At 48.1% G+C, this 17645-nt stretch carries 15 protein-coding genes; 6 read left to right on the top strand and 9 right to left on the bottom strand.

The genetic code is table 11. From position 1 onward, the window contains the following. Window positions 1-4: 4 nt before the first annotated feature. From IXB50_RS16200 to dapF, 5 genes are all read right to left on the bottom strand, one after another. Window positions 5-1471, bottom strand: coding sequence for a TolB-like translocation protein (locus tag IXB50_RS16200; protein ID WP_215610032.1), 1467 nt, complete (start codon window positions 1469-1471; stop codon window positions 5-7). 13 nt (window positions 1472-1484) lie between these two features. After that, entirely contained in the window at window positions 1485-2270 is a 786-nt protein-coding gene (locus tag IXB50_RS16195) for a TIGR03943 family putative permease subunit (protein WP_215610031.1), read from the bottom strand. Further along, window positions 2260-3261 carry a permease gene (locus tag IXB50_RS16190; RefSeq protein ID WP_215610030.1) on the bottom strand — a complete coding sequence of 334 codons (1002 nt, stop codon included), beginning with the start codon at window positions 3259-3261 and terminating at the stop codon, window positions 2260-2262. Before IXB50_RS16190 ends, IXB50_RS16195 begins: the two co-directional genes overlap by 11 nt. A 108-nt stretch (window positions 3262-3369) precedes the next feature. Continuing rightward, on the bottom strand, window positions 3370-4077 hold the full coding sequence (gene surE, locus IXB50_RS16185; protein ID WP_215610029.1) for a 5'/3'-nucleotidase SurE: 708 nt from the start codon (window positions 4075-4077) through the stop codon (window positions 3370-3372). Beyond that, window positions 4077-4934: a diaminopimelate epimerase gene (dapF, locus tag IXB50_RS16180; protein ID WP_215610028.1), complete on the bottom strand. Its 858-nt coding sequence runs from the start codon at window positions 4932-4934 to the stop codon at window positions 4077-4079. The genes surE and dapF overlap by 1 nt, the downstream gene beginning before the upstream one ends. 108 nt (window positions 4935-5042) lie before the next feature. Here dapF and IXB50_RS16175 point away from each other — a divergent pair, with 108 nt between their 5' ends. After that, window positions 5043-5255, top strand: a complete 213-nt coding sequence (locus IXB50_RS16175) for an Hfq-related RNA-binding protein (RefSeq protein WP_215610027.1) — start codon at window positions 5043-5045, stop codon at window positions 5253-5255. A 965-nt stretch (window positions 5256-6220) separates the two neighbouring features. Continuing rightward, entirely contained in the window at window positions 6221-6766 is a 546-nt protein-coding gene (locus IXB50_RS16170; protein ID WP_215610026.1) for a late competence development ComFB family protein, read from the top strand. 130 nt (window positions 6767-6896) lie between these two features. On the opposite strand, the gene IXB50_RS16165 is transcribed toward IXB50_RS16170, so the two are convergent. From IXB50_RS16165 to rlmD, 3 genes are all read right to left on the bottom strand, one after another. Next, entirely contained in the window at window positions 6897-8486 is a 1590-nt protein-coding gene (locus IXB50_RS16165; protein WP_215610025.1) for a glycoside hydrolase family 57 protein, read from the bottom strand. A 352-nt stretch (window positions 8487-8838) separates the two neighbouring features. Next, complete coding sequence (lpxD, locus tag IXB50_RS16160) at window positions 8839-9918, bottom strand: UDP-3-O-(3-hydroxymyristoyl)glucosamine N-acyltransferase (protein WP_215610024.1); 1080 nt, start codon at window positions 9916-9918, stop codon at window positions 8839-8841. A gap of 124 nt (window positions 9919-10042) precedes the next feature. Further along, window positions 10043-11437: a 23S rRNA (uracil(1939)-C(5))-methyltransferase RlmD gene (rlmD, locus tag IXB50_RS16155; protein WP_215610023.1), complete on the bottom strand. Its 1395-nt coding sequence runs from the start codon at window positions 11435-11437 to the stop codon at window positions 10043-10045. Window positions 11438-11720: 283 nt separating this feature from the next. Here rlmD and IXB50_RS16150 point away from each other — a divergent pair, with 283 nt between their 5' ends. From IXB50_RS16150 to purF, 4 genes are all read left to right on the top strand, one after another. Continuing rightward, window positions 11721-12209 (top strand): allophycocyanin subunit alpha-B, encoded by a 489-nt coding sequence (locus IXB50_RS16150; protein ID WP_215610022.1) that lies wholly within the window; start codon window positions 11721-11723, stop codon window positions 12207-12209. Between the two features lie 133 nt (window positions 12210-12342). Then, window positions 12343-12978 carry a hypothetical protein gene (locus IXB50_RS16145; RefSeq protein ID WP_215610021.1) on the top strand — a complete coding sequence of 212 codons (636 nt, stop codon included), beginning with the start codon at window positions 12343-12345 and terminating at the stop codon, window positions 12976-12978. A gap of 296 nt (window positions 12979-13274) precedes the next feature. Further along, window positions 13275-15611 carry a phosphoribosylformylglycinamidine synthase subunit PurL gene (gene purL / locus IXB50_RS16140; protein WP_215610020.1) on the top strand — a complete coding sequence of 779 codons (2337 nt, stop codon included), beginning with the start codon at window positions 13275-13277 and terminating at the stop codon, window positions 15609-15611. 188 nt (window positions 15612-15799) lie between these two features. Beyond that, window positions 15800-17290 (top strand): amidophosphoribosyltransferase, encoded by a 1491-nt coding sequence (gene purF, locus IXB50_RS16135; protein WP_215610019.1) that lies wholly within the window; start codon window positions 15800-15802, stop codon window positions 17288-17290. Window positions 17291-17418: 128 nt separating this feature from the next. Here the strand turns inward: purF and IXB50_RS16130 are convergent, their stop codons facing one another. Further along, window positions 17419-17607, bottom strand: a complete 189-nt coding sequence (locus tag IXB50_RS16130; RefSeq protein ID WP_215610018.1) for a DUF7219 family protein — start codon at window positions 17605-17607, stop codon at window positions 17419-17421. Window positions 17608-17645 lie beyond the last annotated feature (38 nt).

Raw genomic sequence — 17645 nt, 5'->3', positions numbered from 1 at the left:
TGCGCTAAGGAATCCAGGTAGGATTGATGCCAGAAAAGGGAAAAACCTGGGGCTCGACTGGCTGTGGTTGTTTTTTTAAGCGCGCGTCAGACGTTTGGTAGAGCGGTAGTAACCAAATCTTTGCGGTTGAGATCGCAATGCCATCGTTTGCAATTGCTGAACTGTCTGCATCGACACTCGGTACGATTTCATCAAATAGTAGAGCCAGACCATCAGGGGCGAGGCTCATATGGGCAGACGGCTGAGGCGGTAGTGTCCACAATTCATCGATTTGGTCAGTTTTTAAATTCACCGCTGAAATTGAGGGTTGCACCTGATACGTGTCGCCCTCCAGTAGCTGACTGGTTAAGCAAAATAAGAGTTCATTGGTTGGGTCAAACTGGGCATCCAAAATCGACCCTGTGACGTTAAGCAGGGGTTTTTCATCCCCCTGGTTTGATACCCAAAATAAGGTCTGGGTGTAGCGTTTTTCTGGATCATCCTGGTTAAAGCTCACCATGGCAGCTGCTGAGCCATTGGCAGCCACATCCATGACCAATCCATATTGGGGCAAAAAGTCTAGTATGTCCCCACTTTGTTCATTTTGAGCATCACTTAAAGCAATAATAGCCGTGCCCTCTCCCTGCTGTAGGAGCAGGGACTGACTATCAGGTGCGATGATAAAATCCCCGCCAGGCTCAGTTTCCAGACGGCGGGGTTCCTTATTTTCAGAAATTACCCAAGGACCGAAGTCACCTGGGTTACTGCGACTGACCCGCTGGGCAACAATCGTCTGTCCATCGGGGGATAGATCAAATTTCAAATTTTGATAGTCATCACTATCCAACACTGTTTCAATTTGACCACTGGCAGCTTGGTTAAGTCCGGTCGTCACCGTGTATAGTTGCTGATTTTGCAGGGTGTTTTGACCACGCTCCACAGCTGCAAATAAGATGCGATCGCCCTGGGTATAAGGCTTATAGTCCATCACAGTCCATTCTTTTGGAGTCAAGGCTGCTTGGGACTGAGTACTCAGGTTGTATAGCATCAAGCGTCCCTGCTCTTCGCCATTAGTACCAATGTAAGCAAAGGCTCGTTCGCGCGACTTAAAGCTAGCTTCAAAGGGAGCGAACTTAGCCTCTTTTCCACTAAATCGATCGCTAGCTTTGGTTAAGGAAACCTTAAACTCATTGCCGTAGGGAGCTGGAAAATTTAGGGTATAAGCCATACGTCGCCCTGCCCAGCTAAACCTACCAGGCAGGGAAGGCTCAATGGTGAGGTTTTTCTCCACACTGTCCTGATCCATGGGACGACTAAATGTCATCAGAAAAGCAGTGTCCTCTGCGCCAATTTGGCGATTTTTCCAGCTAAAGTTCCTGACCTTTGAGGCGGCTGGGCCACCCAATAACACCATGCCACCAATAAAAATAGCCAACAGCACTATTAGGGACTGGGATAAACGGTCGATTGGTTGACGACGGGGAGTGCTCATGCAAACGAACTGACTAATATTCGTAGGGATTGCGGGGTTCGGGAATGGTTTCGAGTTTGGTTGGTTCGATGGTTAGTTGACGCTGACCATTGATGGTAGCGGTTACCATTTTTCCTTCTATTTCCAGCCAACTATCGGGTGCATAGGCTTGACGGGATACGGCTAACTGTACTGGTAAACCAACTGGATAGGCGTCAGCCGCGCAGCAAGTTAGAACAAAGCGAGAGACCATTAAATACTCTTCGGGCCATTCCTGAGGATGAATCACGAAGCCTGATAATTTAACGGCTTGGCCTGTGTAGGCATCAGGTTCTGGATAGACATTCAATGTACGGATCCAATCGATCACTGTCCGCTCCTCTGAGGCGGTTTGACGCACAAAGCGTTGAGGTTGAGATCTCGTCAGCGTCAAGCTGTCTGATACCCCCCGCTGTATAGCTGTATCACTGGCAAAAGCTTGGGGTGTATAAGTCAGGGCGACTACGGCAATGGTTAATAAAATCAGGCTGCTCAACTGGGGTGGTAACAGGGTGGTGTGACCGCCGCCACTGTAGGAGGGTCTCCGTTTACCTTGGGTGAGCTTAAAGACAGCCAACCCCAGCAGCACAATCCCTGCTCCATTTGCTAACCACATGTAATCAGGGTGGAGTAGCAAAAATAGTTTGCCCGTCAGCCAATATCTGAAAAAAGCTAGACTCCACGCAGCCAACACGAGGGCATCCAATAGCTCAGGTCGATACCAAGGAGCTCGATCGCGTTGTTTGGGAGTTTTGGGGCCACGGGGGCGTTTAGCTGACATAGAAATTTATAAATAAGGTCAAGATAAAACACAGCTGTGCTGCCAACACAAAGATGTAGAAAATCGCCCTGGGTTTAAATACCGTTAGTAATAGACCAATATTCTTTAGGTCGATCATGGGGCCAAATACTAAAAAGGCCAGCTGGGCTCCGGTGGTAAAAGTGGCGGCAAAAGATAGGGCAAAAAACGAGTCCACCGTGGAACAAATGGATACCACTGCTGCTAGCAGCATCATAGCCAAAATGGAGGTAATGAAGTTTTGGCCCAGAGCTAAAATCCAATCCCTGGGGACAGCAACCTGAACAAACGCGGCAATGGCACTCCCCATAATCAACACAGCCCCCAGTTCTTTCATCTCTTGGACCATATTGTCCAGCACCAGCTGCAACTTAACCGACACAGGTTTAGCGGGACCGCTAGCGATCATCTCTTGGGTAACTGGGTCGTCCATCTTGAGCGTCGTCCCACTGGACTGCATCAAGAATGTGCCTGAGCGAAGTAGGGGGCTAGCTGGCTCAGCCGAGCGAGGTTTGGGCATTTGTCGTGCCACTATCGGTTGCAATAATGGGCGCATATCGCGCTGATGGCTAAATACCCAAGCAATGGTGACAGCAATGAGTAATGTAAAGCCCACCCTGAGAAAGACAATTTCAGGCTGACCACGAAAGGCAACCCAGGTTGCCCAAAATACGACTGGGTTAATAGTGGGAGCAGCCAATAAAAAACCCACTGAAACCGAGGTGGGAGCGCCTTGCACGATTAACCGTCTAGCTACGGGTACATTGCCACATTCACAGACGGGGAAAAAAACGCCCATTAAACTACCCGCCAGAGCTCCTAACAAAGGACTTTTAGGCAATAGCTTGATTAGCGTACGTTCATTGACAAAGAACAACAGCAGGCTAGAAAACGCTACACCAATCAATAGAAAAGGAATGGCCTCCACTAAAAGGCTGAAGAAAAGCGTCAGGCCATTGCTAAATTTCTCCATGGGCAGGTTTTAGATACCGTTGAGGACCCTACAATTGGTCAACCATTCTACAAGAAATAAATGATTTATTGCCTCAGATTTTATGGGTATGGGAATGATAGTGATTGCTTACCAAAGAGAAATTTGACTGACACTGATATTGCCAGAGAAGCAAACGTCAACATCCGCACCGGGGTCTCGTTGGCGATCTTGGTACCCACCTGTATAGCGAAACTGTTCTGATTCTAAGCTAGATGGGGTAGGCAGAGGCTGGGTACACACTGGACAAAAAACAATTTCGGGTTCGGGTTTCCCCGGTTCGACAGAGGGTAAATTCACATTCCAAAATTGGCCAGGTGCTAAAGCTCTCTCCAACAAAATAGCCAAAACACGAGCCGCACGTTGAGCCGCAACTTCCCAATCAATCGATGTATTTCGAGCCTTGTAATGGGAAATGGAAATGGCAGGAATTCTAAGGAGGGTGGCCTCACGGGCAGCAGCTACGGTCCCGGAAACATAAATATCGGCACCAAGGTTGCCACCATTATTGATGCCCGATAGCACCCAACCCAGCTGAGGATAAAGGTGATGTGCCACACGGGTACAGTCAGCGGGGGTTCCACCAATGGCATAGCGTTGTTTGGCCTGTTGCTTGACAGAAATAGGCCCCCCGCGATTAATCTGATGGCTACACCCGGACAGATGTTGATCAGGCGCAACAATTCCTACGGCGGTTTGCATCGGGACATTTAGATGGGACAAAGCCTGATGTAGGGCTTGAATGCCGGGAGCATTGATACCGTCATCGTTGGTTATAGCAATCGTATTAGGACTCATCACAGATTAGCTTCACCCGAAAACACCAGGACAGCCGATCCAGTCATATATATATGGTTGTCAGAGGTAGACCAGTCGATCTGGAGGGGACCGCCCGGTAGTTCAATCGTGGCTTTGCGATCGCTCTTACCGTTCAATACAGCTGCCACCAAAGATGCACAGGCTCCCGTACCACAGGCTAGCGTGGCTCCAGCCCCCCGTTCCCACACCAGCATTTTTAGATAATCAGGACGCACTATCTGGATAAACTCGGTGTTGGTACGTTGAGGAAAGACCGGATGGTTTTCAAATAGCGGTCCAAGTTGAGCCAATGGGACAGCATCGGTATCTTCAACAAAAATGATGCAGTGAGGATTTCCCATGCTGACGCAGGTCACTTGATAGCTATGATTTGCGACCGTTATCGGCTGGTCGATAACCTTGTCGCCAGCCTCAGTCAGGAGAGTAGGGATATCTCCAGCTAATAAGCGTGGTTGACCCATATTGACGGTAATCTGACCATCGGTCTGGAGCGTCGGTACAATTTTCCCTGCCAGAGTATTAATGGTGTAGCTATAGGGTGTGACATGGCCATGCCCAGCCTTAGTTTCTAAGTACTCTAAATACTTCGCCATACAGCGAATGCCGTTGCCGCACATCTCTGGCTCTGAACCGTCAGAGTTAAAAATGCGCATAGTGTAGTCTGTTCCTTGCTCACCCGGCAGGGCAAAGATGACACCATCAGCACCGATACCAAAGTTGCGATCGCACAGTTTCACCGCCTGTTCAGGCGTCAATAAAGGTGACGATTGATGCCGATTGTCCAACAAAATAAAATCGTTACCCAGCCCGTGATATTTACTAAAAGGCAGACCCATGGCGTATGGAAGTTGGAGGTGATGTAGAACTAACACGCAAGCGTTGTACCGGAAGTAGTATAACCGGGTACGTTATTACTGTTTCATCCACGTTTATCCACGACTGCCATGGCTACCGAATTTGACACAGGTTTACCCAGCATTCGCCAAGTACAGACATTTATCCGCGACCAAAACACTGTTGAAATTAAACTACTGACCGGTGACGTCTTCACCGGCATTGTGGTTTGGCAGGATATCCACGCGATTTGTTTGAGTATTGAGGGGGAAACGTTACTAGCTATGCGTGCAGCATTGGCATATATCAAGATTGCGAATTAGCTCAAGCGGATCGCAATCTTATTCATTTTTAGTCTAAACCGAGGCTGCTGGATCTAAAGGAGCTTCGGTTTTAGGTTTATTTCTACTTTTCAAGTATTAAATTGCTATTTACAGACATCTGATTTTAAATATTCCAGGCTTTTTAGTAAGTTAGCCTAACAACCTAAAATTGAGGACTTCATATATTAGCTTTAATTTTCTCCTCGGCAGAAATTCTAGGTTGCCATTTATACAAAAAACCGGCATCAACTTAACGCGGAACATTTTCTGGAAGATAGTAGTTGGTAGTTAGTCGTTAAACTCCAGGCAGGGAAAAACTATCAATCAATAACCTCTTACTTCCTTACCTGATCAGATTTTCCCGGCTTACGCAGATACCCCAAAAAACATTATCGAAAGAATGATAAAGCCCAGCGCTATATCTGCATAGCATCGAATTAGATACTTACTGAGATCTTACTTGAGCAGTATTTTTGCTTTTATTTATTAATTTTTTTCGATAGGTTGTTCGTGCTTCTATCCACTCAATGTGTTTGCTTAGGCACCTCCGGGAACAATAACACCAACACAATCCTTGGAGGCAGTTTTCCAGGGTTCAACAAGGGTTGCTCAACCACATCCAAGTTGGAAACTGTAGTTTCTTCTACGATGAAATTTCAGTTTTGGAAGTGGATAATGTGTAGTTGCTGATAAATCAAATTTTCTAATTGATTAATTGATTGGGACATTTGCATTATCCATTGTTGCTATAAACTATGGCTTCTGGAGACATTCTCTAATCAAGATATTCTCTTCCAAGACAATGGATTTAATACTTGAAATCTATTTTCTCATTAGTCCTTAATAAATACAGTATCTTTTGACTTATTTATTACTTTTGAGAATTATAGTTAAGTGCATTTTAAATACCCATCAGCAATACCCAAGACTGTTTACAGAGATATGCAACGGAGCCATTTGACAGGATGAGCAGTATTGAAAGAATCGTTGAACAAGCATTGCAGGATGGCTATTTAACTCCTGCAATGGAAGCGGAGGTAGGTCGTATCTGCGACACGGCATCTGAGCTTTCTATTGAGGAGTATATGGCCCTTGATCGACTCATGGGCTCACTCCTGACTGGCGAGGTTGTAGCGGTTCCTCGCAAGCAATTTATTAATGTGATGGAAGAGCTTGTGCTGACTGAAGCCATTGCTCGTGTTGCTGAAATTGAGGCTAGTAATGATTGCAGTCTTGATCTAGGTGATATAGCAGCCTATGCTCTCAATCGATTACCCCCTCTCTATGCAACGACTGAGGAAGGTGCTGCCTATCAGCGAAATAAAGCTCATGAAGAACTTGCCGAGCTCATTTCTGATCAGGTAAAAGACGCTATTTCCAATAGTTTGGACCGCCCTGACTTCTTCCCTGAGCGTGAGGGTATCAAGCGCTCCAGCGATGGTTTCTTAGGTCAGATGAACGACCTACTTAAGGACTATGCCCACAAGTTCGAGCCCGCTCAAGCTGCTTGATGTATCAAACGTGTAGATAAATCCTCAAAACAACCAACATGCAAAAGCGTCGCTGTTAGCGACGCTTTTTTGTTTCTTTAGCCAGGTAGCCAAGTAGAACTAGCTGACTCAGCGGAGTCGAATCCAGGCCCTACAAAGGTCGGTATACCCGATAGTTCACATTGGGGAAGATATTATCAATCTCCTCTACTTTTTCTAGCCAACCCGAATCAATTTTGCCTGCCATGATGTCCTCTCGCAGTTTGTCAAAGCGGAGCAAGTGAGAACGAGTGCGTCGTACGGCATAGGGCACCATGGTCCCGGTACGCATGATAAATGCCCAGTCAGAAGATTGTGCCAGGAGCAGTTCTCGTGCTGCTTGGTTAAGGGCACGCCACTCTAGCTCATCGGCAGGCTCACGACGAGCCAGTTCAACCATCCGTTCAGCTGCTTTGTGCAGGTGAGGATAGATCCAGGAGTTAGTTTCATTGAGCCAGTACTCGTGGAAACCCTTGTAACCCCAACTGGACTGCGAGGGCCGACAGACCTGCTGGGTGGGATTATCTTTGAGATAATCCGCCAGGTGAGTCATTTCATAGGTATCTTGGTCAAACCAGGTCTTACGGAACAGATAATCAATAAACCAAGGACCTTCGTACCACCAGTGGCCAAATAGCTCAGCATCATAGGGTGAAATTACGATGGGCTTGCGCTGCATCATGCCATGGAGATTGGCAATTTGTTGCCCCCGGTTGTGCATGAAATTGCCCGCGTGCTCAGCAGCTTTTTCCTTAGCCCAGTAGGGGTCATACCAGTCTTTATCAGAGAGGCCTAGGTTTTTGCCCGTAATCTTGTGGTACTTAATGCCCACGTTCTTACGCTGGCCGTTAGGCATGATATAAGGCTTGATATATTCATAGTCTGCATCCCAGCCCAGGTCACGATAAAATTCACGATATTCTGATGCGCCTGGATAGCCAACTTTAGAGGACCATACCTGTTGAGATGATTCGTGATCGCGACCAAAGGCAGCTACGCCGGTTTCAGTATAAATGGGAGCGTAGGCTCCAAAGCGAGGACGGGGACGAGCATACAGAATGCCGTGACCATCGGTGAGGAAGTACCGAAGCCCCACATCGGCCACCATGCGTTCTAGACCTTCGTAATAGGCGCATTCTGGCAACCAGATACCGGAGGGGGGGCGGCCAAAGTTTTCTTCATGGCTTTCGACGGCGACTTTGAGCTGTGCCCAAACGGCCTCAGGGTACATCTTCATCAGCGGCAGATAACCGTGGGTAGCCCCGCAGGTGATGATGTCTAGGTTATTGCTATCGACATACTGTTTAAAGGCAGATACCAGATCCCCTTTATGGTCCTCCCACACCTGGCGCGTGTGGTTAAACTCATTGGCGTAATATTCTGCTAGATACTTGACGTGACCATTGTGCTCATTGCGTTCAATTTCTCGTTCGGTCAGCTCTTCAAGATTTGTCAGATGCTCATCATAACGTTCTTGAAGGAGTGGATCTTTGAGCATCGACACCAGGGGAGGTGTCATACTCATGGTCATTTTGAAATCAACGCCATCTCGCTTAAGACCATCAAACATGGTCAACAGCGGAATATAGGTTTCGGTAATTGCCTCAAACAGCCACTCTTCTTCTAAAACAAAATCACTCTCTGGGTGCCGAACGAAGGGTAAGTGGGCATGTAGAACCAGAGCAAGATATCCGAGAGACATAGGGCAACCTTCTTATGAAAAATGAGCTTATAGAAAATTCCTAGGCTGGCCTGAGCCGTCTAAACATGAAGCTTCTAAACAAAAAAGCCCGAAGATTTTAGGACGGCTAAGGATTGAACCACCGTCAGAGAAGCCAACGGGGAGCCAACTGTGACGAAAATGTCAGAGATTGCAAATTAAATCTTTACACTAATTTAAGCATCTCCTGAGCGCTGTAGATCAAATGAAATAAGTCAATGTATTCAATCCGTTCTGCCCATACAGATGGCTTTACTGTAAGCCTGAGTGGGAAATCGCTTCAGTAGTAATTATGTCTTTTTGTAAATAAAAGACTTGACTCTGATGCTATCAGTTATTCGTTCATTTGCCTCAGTTGAGCTAGCTGTTGTTCCAAATCAGCTACCTGTTTTTGTAACTGTTTAACAGTGCGATGCATCTCCGGCAGGCGATTGTAAATGGCTGATGATTTTAAATAGGTGCGATAAGGACTGGCAGGGGTACCCATCATCACACTGCCAGCAGGAACATTGCTATGTAGACCTGCTTTTGAACCAGCCTGAGCCCCTTTGCCGATTTTGGCATTGTTAGCGACCCCCACTTGCCCGCCCAAGATAACGAGCGGCTCTAGCTCTACACCACCGGCTAAACCAACCTGGGCAGCTAGAACACAGTTATCGGCTAGCTGGCAGTTATGGGCGACATGGACCAGGTTGTCTAACTTGCTATTACGACCAATCCGAGTTTCGCCCACAGCAGGCCGATCAATGGCTGTGTTGCAGCCCACCTCCACATGGTCTTCTAGGATGACGATGCCGGATTGGTGCATTTTTTCCCAGCCCTGGGCGGTAGGAACAAAGCCGAAACCTTCAGATCCAATCACAGCTCCTGCATGGATAACACAGCGTTCGCCGACTTGAGCTCGTTCGTGGATAACGCAACTGGCATGGAGTGTTGTGTAGGCACCTAGCGAGGCTTCTGGGTAGATGACGACCTGGGGATGTATGCAAACGTTGTCGCCGATGATGGCTCCCGCGTGAATGACCACATAGGGGCCAATGGCAACGTTATTGCCAAGGATAGCGGTGGGGTCAATGATGGCGGTGGGATGAATGCCAGGGGCTAAGTGGAAGGGCTGATAGAACAACGAGATCGCGCGAGCAAACCCCAACCTAGGTTCCTTGGTGCTAACCCAGGCAAGGCCTTTTTTAGTGACTTGTGCTTGAAGAGACTCATCAACTGGCAAAATCAGCGCCGCATTAGCTGTTGACTCGATATAAGGAGCAAATTTTTTGCCCTCAACATAGCTAATAGTCTCTGGCTGAGAGTCTTGTAAGGCACTCACTCCGACGATATCAGGATCTAACTCTGGCTGAGAGTCTAGGCTCGATGTCTCAGCAATCCCTAGCTGATCTACAATGTCGCTGAATTTCATAGATGCCTCGCTCCCTCGGTCTTCAGCGTCAGGCTATCAAAAAACATCTAGCATTGCTGATCCTCGCTCTAGATTCCTCTACCAGGTCAGTCTCATGGCAGCTGTTTCAGATTGCCTCCTCATCTCAATCGACAACAGTAGCCTGCTCTAGAAAAGCCACACATTCAACATGGGCTGTTTGGGGAAAGAAATCTGCTGGTTGGACCATTTTTAGCTCATAACCCTGGTCGCACAAAACTTTCAAATCTCGGGCTAGGGTAGCTGGGTTGCAGCTCATATAAACGATTCGGGTTGGGCTGATTTTTGCAAGGATATTTAAGACGTTGCGATCGCACCCCTTACGCGGCGGATCCAAAACTATCACATCAATAGGGCTAGATTGCTGAGCACTGATCTCCAGTAGCAAGTTTTCCACTGCTCCGGCAAAGAACTCTGTATTTTTCAACCCATTCAGTGCAGCATTTTGCTTTGCCTGGGCCACAGCTTCTACTTGAGACTCAATCCCCACACAGCGCACTGCTTGCTGTGCCATGGGCAAAGACAGGGTGCCAATACCGCAGTAAGTATCAATGATAGTTTCATTACCCTGCAAATTCAGTTGATCCAATACGATCTGCACCAAAGCTTCTGCTTGAGGCGTATTGACCTGAAAGAACGTAGTGGGTTGAATTCGTAACCGTAAACCCAAAAACAGTTCCTCCAAATAGGGTTGACCCGCTAAACAGCGAGTCTCGTCGCCAAAGACCTTATTGGTTTGCTCTGGGTTGATATTTAGACATACCCCCACCAGATTTGAATGTGTGGCTAGCCATTGTTCTGCCTGTTCTTTGATCTCTGGAATATAGCCCGTTGTAACCAGGGTCAGCATGGCCTGGTCGGTATGCTGACCCACCCTTAATGCCAGGTTCCGTAATCGACCTTGGTGTTTTTTCTCGTTATAGAGGCTCCAGCCCCTAGCCTTGATAGCGGCCTTAACATCAACCAGCAGAGGATTCAGGGCCTCATGTTGAATAGGACACTGATTTAAATTCACAATTTGGTGCGTGCCCTTACGGTAATAACCCGCTTTGACCGCACCACCATTCCCTCGGGCCAATGGATAGGTAGCCTTATTACGGTATCCCAGTGGCTGTAAAGTAGCCAAAATGGGCTGCATAGGGATTGCCTTAAAGCCACCAATGCGTTCTAACGCGGACCGCACCTGCAGCTCTTTGGCCTGTAGCTGTCGAGGATAGGCAACCGCTTGCCATTGGCAGCCTCCACATTTGTCGGCCACGATACAGACAGGGCGGATTCGATCAGGTGAGGGCTCAATAATACTGAGGCGTTTACCATGACCATAGTTGGGTTTAACCCGAGTCAGCCGTACCTGCAGCCGATCCCCCGGCACCGTATTGGCAACGAATACAACTCGATCTTGCCAACGGCCCACACCGTCACCGCTGTTGGTGAGAGCATCAATGGTTAGGACAATGACCTCTCCCTGTTGCCAACGAGGTGCATGGGCGAGTGAAGTCATTGTGCTGTCTACCATGGAGGAGGTTTGCATCAGTAATTCGATTTACGATTGCAATCGATGAGCTTCACCGAATGAGCTTTTAATTCTATGGCAACCACAAAAAAACGCGACACCGTCGACCATGCTTTTTGTAAACTCTCTTAACATAGCTCTCAGGCTAGGGAACATGACCAGTTATTATTCAAAGGATAAAAATCCTTTGGACAGGGCAAAGTAATTCTTTCCTTGTGTGCCCTAGAGTCGATACACTGTAATTATTACGAGTCACCGCATTCACTAAGCTATGTCTGTCGTTAGCCAAGTAATTCTCAATGCAGATGATGAACTGCGCTATCCTACCAGCGGCGAGCTAAAGGGTATTCAAGATTTCCTTCAGACAGGTCCCCAGCGCCTAACCATTGCCCAAAGCCTGGCTGAAAATGAGAAAAAGATTGTTGATCAAGCCAGTAAAGCTCTTTGGCGACGTCGCCCTGACTTTATTGCCCCTGGTGGTAATGCTGCTGGCCAAAAGGAACGAGCCTTATGCTTGCGTGACTATGGTTGGTATCTACGCCTAATCACCTATGGCATCATTGCAGGCGACAAAGACCCGATTGAAAATATTGGCATTGTCGGTGTTCGTGAAATGTATAACGCATTGAACGTACCAGTCCCTGGAATGGTAGCTGCCATTGAGTGTCTAAAGGATGCGTCCCTGGCACTATTGACTGAGTCTCAAGCTGCTGAAGCTGCTCCATATTTTGATTACATCATTCAAGCGATGGCTGGCTAACGACTTAAAAGTTAGTGTTGTCCTCAGTTTGACAGTTTCTACTTTGAATAATATGAAGGAGGGAGTACGTTTGATCTTACTCCCTCCTTCATATTCGATATGCTAAGGACACTATCACTAAGTAATGATCGATATGGTGTCTGTTAATCAACTTCACCGTGGCTGCAAGCTAGGCACTGTGGTGAAGTCAAACTCCCACTGTGACTATGTGGTGCAGTTGAATACGGATAAGGATGTAATCGAGCCACCTGTAGCCAGCGATTATGGCTTTGGTCAGTTTGTCTCGCTGGAGACAGACCAAAAGCACTGGGCCGTAGGCATTATTTATAACTCACAGCTATTTAATCCTGCATTTTTAAACAGCGGCCCACAGCTCACGAGTACACCCGACCCATTATTTACACCAGATCTGATTCAAGAAACTAAAACTCTGCTCAATGTGGTGTTAGTAGGGAGCTTATCCCGCCAGGATAAAGGGACCTATTATGGGCAGCATGGGATTCCCAGGAACGTAGTGCCCGTAAGTACGCCGGTTTATTGTATGGATGCCAAAAGCCGTCATCAATTTCATTTGAGTGCCGACAAGCGCCCCCAATTTAGATACTACGGACATCTGCTCAACTGTGGCGGAGCCTTTGCGAACCAGTTAACTCAGCAAATCCTGACTGAGTTGAGTACCTCAGGACTCTTTGATGGTGAGGAGCAGCGTGCATTACAAGTTCTCTGCAAAGAACTCACTTGGAAGAATACTTTGGGAGCAATGAGGTGATTTTCTAATGTCAGAATTCACGGACAACAGTGATGCTCATCAAAAAAAATGTGATCAAATGTGATCATAATCACAGGTAAACGATGACTTAGATCGCTATCACCCTTTGGTAAATTCAGCATACTAAGGATGACTCAACTCTAGCCGAGTCATCTACAGGGAACACACAACCAGCCGATAGAACTCGCGGGAGTTCTGTCGGTTTTTTTTTGAGGGAATAGGGAATAGAGGCGTAGGGAATGGGAAATAGGGTTTAAAATCAACCCTTGTCCACCCCTGCCCATTTATTTCTATTCATGTCTACGACTGCACCCACCCCGATTCCGTTTTCCGCTGAGGAAATTTCTTCTGAAGGGTTAAAACCAGGCGAATATGATGAAATTGTCCAACGCTTAGGGCGTCATCCAAATCGATCTGAGCTGGGTATGTTCGGTGTGATGTGGTCCGAGCACTGTTGCTACAAGAATTCTCGACCTTTACTAAAGCAGTTTCCGACCGAAGGGCCGCGTATCTTGGTGGGGCCTGGGGAAAACGCAGGAGTGGTAGATGTGGGCCATGGTCAGCGACTGGTATTTAAGATTGAATCCCACAACCATCCATCGGCAGTCGAACCGTTTCAAGGGGCTGCCACGGGGGTAGGTGGTATTTTGCGCGACATCTTTACCATGGGGGCAAGGCCGATTGCGGCGCTAAATGCTCTACGATTTGGCACCTTGGATGATCCCAATACACGACGAATTTTTTCAGGTGTGGTCTCAGGGATTTCCCACTATGGCAATTGCTTTGGTGTGCCCACCGTAGGGGGTGAAATTTACTTTGATGGGGCCTATGCGGGTAATCCCCTGGTGAATGCCATGGCCATTGGGTTGATGGAAACTGAGGAGATCGTAAAATCTGGAGCCTCTGGTATCGGTAATCCAGTGCTCTATGTAGGTTCCACGACTGGGCGTGATGGCATGGGTGGGGCTAGCTTTGCCAGTGCTGAGCTAACGGATGAGTCAGAGGCTGATCGTCCGGCAGTACAGGTGGGGGATCCGTTCCTTGAAAAATCCCTAGTTGAGGCCTGCCTGGAAGCGTTTAAGACTGGGGCAGTTGTAGCTGCCCAAGATATGGGGGCTGCAGGGATTACTTGCTCTACGTCGGAGATGGCGGTCAATGGCGGTGTTGGTATTGAGCTAGACCTGGATAAAGTACCTGTGCGGGAAACGGGGATGGTGCCCTATGAATATTTACTATCGGAATCCCAGGAACGAATGCTGTTTGTGGGTGAAAAGGGTCGCGAACAGGAGCTAATCGATATTTTTGAGCGCTGGGGGCTGCATGCGGTGGTGGCTGGTGAGGTCATCCCAGACCCCATCGTGCGGATTCTATTTCAGGGAGAGGTGGCGGCTGAGGTGCCTGCCTCTGCCCTGGCCGATAACACGCCACTATATGAGCGGGAGGTCTTGGCCGAGCCCCCTGCCTATGCTCAAACTGCTTGGGCATGGCAAGAAAGTAGTTTGCCTGATTGTACTGCTGCAGGCCTTGATGGACAGCCATGGAATGATGTGATGCTGGCCCTGCTGAGTACACTGACGATTGCCTCAAAGCAGTGGGTGTATAACCAGTATGATCACCAAGTGCAAAATAATACGATCATGTTACCGGGGGGGGCTGATGCGGCGATTTTGCGGTTGCGCCCTCTGGAGGGGGACACTGGGTCCAGCAGTAACTCTGGTGTTGCTGCCACCACTGACTGTAATCCTCGTTATGTGTATCTAAACCCGTATGAAGGTGGACTGGCAGCTGTGGCTGAGGCAGCTCGCAATTTGAGCTGTGTGGGGGCAGAGCCGATTGCGGTGACGGATAATCTCAATTTTGGTAGCCCAGAAAAGCCGGTGGGATATTGGCAGCTGGCGGAGGCTTGTCGTGGTCTGGCGGATGGCTGTCGTGAATTTAATACACCCGTAACTGGTGGGAACGTATCTCTGTATAACGAAACAGTTGATGCCGATGGTGATCCTCAGCCGATATATCCTACTCCAGTGGTCGGTATGGTCGGTGTTATTGATGACCTGGATCAGATTTGTGGCCAAAGTTGGCAAAACTCTGGTGACCAGATCTATCTGCTAGGTACGCCCTTAGGAGACAGTACTGATGGCACGGTGACCTTAGGTGCTTCGGAATATCTCAAGGTGATCCATGGTCAAGTGGCAGGACATCCCCCCAAGGTCAATATTGCTCTAGAGCTGAAGGTGCAGGCTGCTTGCCGCCATGGTATTCGGCAAGGCTGGATTACGGCGGCCCATGATTGTGCGGAGGGAGGGGTTGCGATCGCACTTGCCGAATCTGCCATTGGCGGTAATCTCGGAGCTACGATCACGCTGCCAGATACCGAACAACGCTACGACGCTCTCCTATTTGCCGAAGGTGGAGCCCGGATTATTGTGACTGTAGCACCTGTCCATCGCGCCGTTTGGGAAACGTATCTCAACGCTCAACTCAATGACCAGTGGAGTGTTATTGGCACAGTGGCTACTGCCAATACGCCGCTCACGATCCAAACATCACAATCTGAATCCTTGATCAATCTGGCCGTTGCCACCATGAACGATAGCTGGCGCTACGCTATAGAAAGAGCGTTAGACGCTTAAACAACTCTGATTAATCTGACAGAGGAATAGACCTGCATCCTACTAAGGATGCTAGGATCGTACTGATTAAGAAAATATTAAGTTCAGTTCCCTCAAGCCTTCTATCCGGTTTCTCGACCCGCTAGCGTCTTGGGCTCATAAATACTGGTTGCTTCTTTTTGCCGTTATTAACGCTCAGTGGATTCACGATGCCTCTTCCCTCTGATACTTTTGCACACCCTGCTTCTGTGAATGTTCGCCCTGACAAGCCTGAAGAAGCTTGTGGTGTATTTGCCGTTTTTTCTCCCACAGACGATGTCGCAACGCTGACCTACTTTGGTCTATATGCATTGCAACATCGCGGGCAAGAATCAGCTGGCATTGCCACCTTTGATCATGGCAGCATCAATGTCCATAAGGATATGGGGCTAGTTTCCCAGGTCTTTGACGAAGAAGTACTACAACGTCTTCCTGGTCAGTGGGCGATAGGGCACACACGTTACTCCACCACTGGTTCTAGTAAAGTGGCCAATGCCCAGCCTGCGATCCTATCCACCCGTCTAGGAGAAATGGCGCTTGCCCATAATGGCAATGTCGTCAATGCTGGTAAGCTGCGCGAAGAACTGCTCCAGCGTAACCACACTCTGCTTACGACGACCGATACTGAACTAATTGCATTGTTTATGGCTGATGCCGTTAACGCTGGCAAAGATTGGATTGCAGCGGCCATTGATGCTTGCGAACGCTGTGAGGGAGCCTTTAGTCTGACCATTGCCACACCAGAGGGAATTTTGGCAATTCGCGATCCTAATGGCATTCGGCCTTTAGTGCTAGGTTACTTTGGTGGCGATGACCCCGAAAATGGTCCAGGTCAGTATGCCGTTGCGTCAGAGACCTGTGGTTTGGATATTGTCAATGCCCACCACATTCGTGACGTTCAGCCTGGCGAACTGATTTGGATCAACGAAACAGGAATTAAGTCAGTCCAATGGGCCAAACCAGAACGTCGTCTATGCATTTTTGAAATGGTCTATTTTGCTAGGCCTGACAGTGTATATCACGGAGAAAGTCTGTACAGCTATCGTAAGCGTTTAGGCAATATCCTGGCTCAAGAATCACCGGCAGATGTGGATCTGATCATGCCGGTACCTGACTCAGGAATTCCGGCGGCCATTGGCTTTGCCGAAACGTCTGGCATTCCCTATGCAGAGGGATTGATCAAAAATCGCTATGTGGGACGTACTTTTATTCAGCCGACCCAAATAATGCGCGAGGCAGGCATTCGCATTAAGCTAAATCCTCTACGGGACGTGCTGGAGGGCAAACGAATTTTGTTGGTTGATGACTCCATTGTGCGAGGTACTACCAGCCGCAAAATTGTCAAAGCCTTGCGGGATGCAGGGGCAACAGAGGTGCATATGCGGATTTCCTCGCCACCGGTCACCCACCCTTGTTTCTATGGCATTGATACGGACAGTCAAGACCAGCTAATTGGTGCGACAAAGTCTGTCCAAGAAATCGAAGCCCAAATAGAGGTCGATTCCCTTGGTTATCTCAGCTGGCAAGGCATGCTCGATGCCACCAGACAAGATACCAGTACATTTTGCTCGGCCTGCTTTACCGGGGCCTATCCAGTAGAGATTCCTGAAATGTTTAAACGCTCAAAATTGATCTTGGAAAAAACACCAGTCAAGGCCTGAGTGAAGTTAGTTGGCCTCAAAAACGTTAGCTAAGTCGAATTTTCGCAAAGCGATTGCAACGACAATAACCTAACGTTCTCAAGCCAGAGAGGATTCTGATCGATACCAATGTCAATACTGACAGGCACCTAAAATACTTCTGGGGGAGCATCAGATGTGCCAATGGCTAATTCTTTTTTACTCTTTTTGAGCTTTTTCCAGAGTTGCTTAATTTCTAAATAAGCTTCATTTGAGGTCAGCTTGCCGTTCGTACCCAATGCGCAGATATAATCAACGTCAAACCCCATACTGTGTAGTGCAGTTTTACGATTAACCACAAAAAAGGCCCCGCAATGCGGGGCCTTTTTTTAAAGGA

Source organism: Leptothoe spongobia TAU-MAC 1115 (genome assembly GCF_018739885.1).
GTDB classification, from domain to species: domain Bacteria; phylum Cyanobacteriota; class Cyanobacteriia; order Phormidesmidales; family Phormidesmidaceae; genus Leptothoe; species Leptothoe spongobia.
Note: the sequence above shows the minus strand (reverse complement) of the source record. Positions and strands in the feature narration are given on the sequence as shown.

Bases quoted from the DNA above. Each gene is read 5' to 3' on its own strand.
- IXB50_RS16200 (WP_215610032.1), bottom strand. From the start codon at position 1,471: ATGAGCACTCCCCGTCGTCAACCAATCGACCGTTTATCCCAGTCCCTA.
- IXB50_RS16195 (WP_215610031.1), bottom strand. From the start codon at position 2,270: ATGTCAGCTAAACGCCCCCGTGGCCCCAAAACTCCCAAACAACGCGAT.
- IXB50_RS16190 (WP_215610030.1), bottom strand. From the start codon at position 3,261: ATGGAGAAATTTAGCAATGGCCTGACGCTTTTCTTCAGCCTTTTAGTG.
- surE (WP_215610029.1), bottom strand. From the start codon at position 4,077: ATGAGTCCTAATACGATTGCTATAACCAACGATGACGGTATCAATGCT.
- dapF (WP_215610028.1), bottom strand. From the start codon at position 4,934: ATGGGTCTGCCTTTTAGTAAATATCACGGGCTGGGTAACGATTTTATT.
- IXB50_RS16175 (WP_215610027.1), top strand. From the start codon at position 5,043: ATGGCTACCGAATTTGACACAGGTTTACCCAGCATTCGCCAAGTACAG.
- IXB50_RS16170 (WP_215610026.1), top strand. From the start codon at position 6,221: ATGAGCAGTATTGAAAGAATCGTTGAACAAGCATTGCAGGATGGCTAT.
- IXB50_RS16165 (WP_215610025.1), bottom strand. From the start codon at position 8,486: ATGTCTCTCGGATATCTTGCTCTGGTTCTACATGCCCACTTACCCTTC.
- lpxD (WP_215610024.1), bottom strand. From the start codon at position 9,918: ATGAAATTCAGCGACATTGTAGATCAGCTAGGGATTGCTGAGACATCG.
- rlmD (WP_215610023.1), bottom strand. From the start codon at position 11,437: ATGACTTCACTCGCCCATGCACCTCGTTGGCAACAGGGAGAGGTCATT.
- IXB50_RS16150 (WP_215610022.1), top strand. From the start codon at position 11,721: ATGTCTGTCGTTAGCCAAGTAATTCTCAATGCAGATGATGAACTGCGC.
- IXB50_RS16145 (WP_215610021.1), top strand. From the start codon at position 12,343: ATGGTGTCTGTTAATCAACTTCACCGTGGCTGCAAGCTAGGCACTGTG.
- purL (WP_215610020.1), top strand. From the start codon at position 13,275: ATGTCTACGACTGCACCCACCCCGATTCCGTTTTCCGCTGAGGAAATT.
- purF (WP_215610019.1), top strand. From the start codon at position 15,800: ATGCCTCTTCCCTCTGATACTTTTGCACACCCTGCTTCTGTGAATGTT.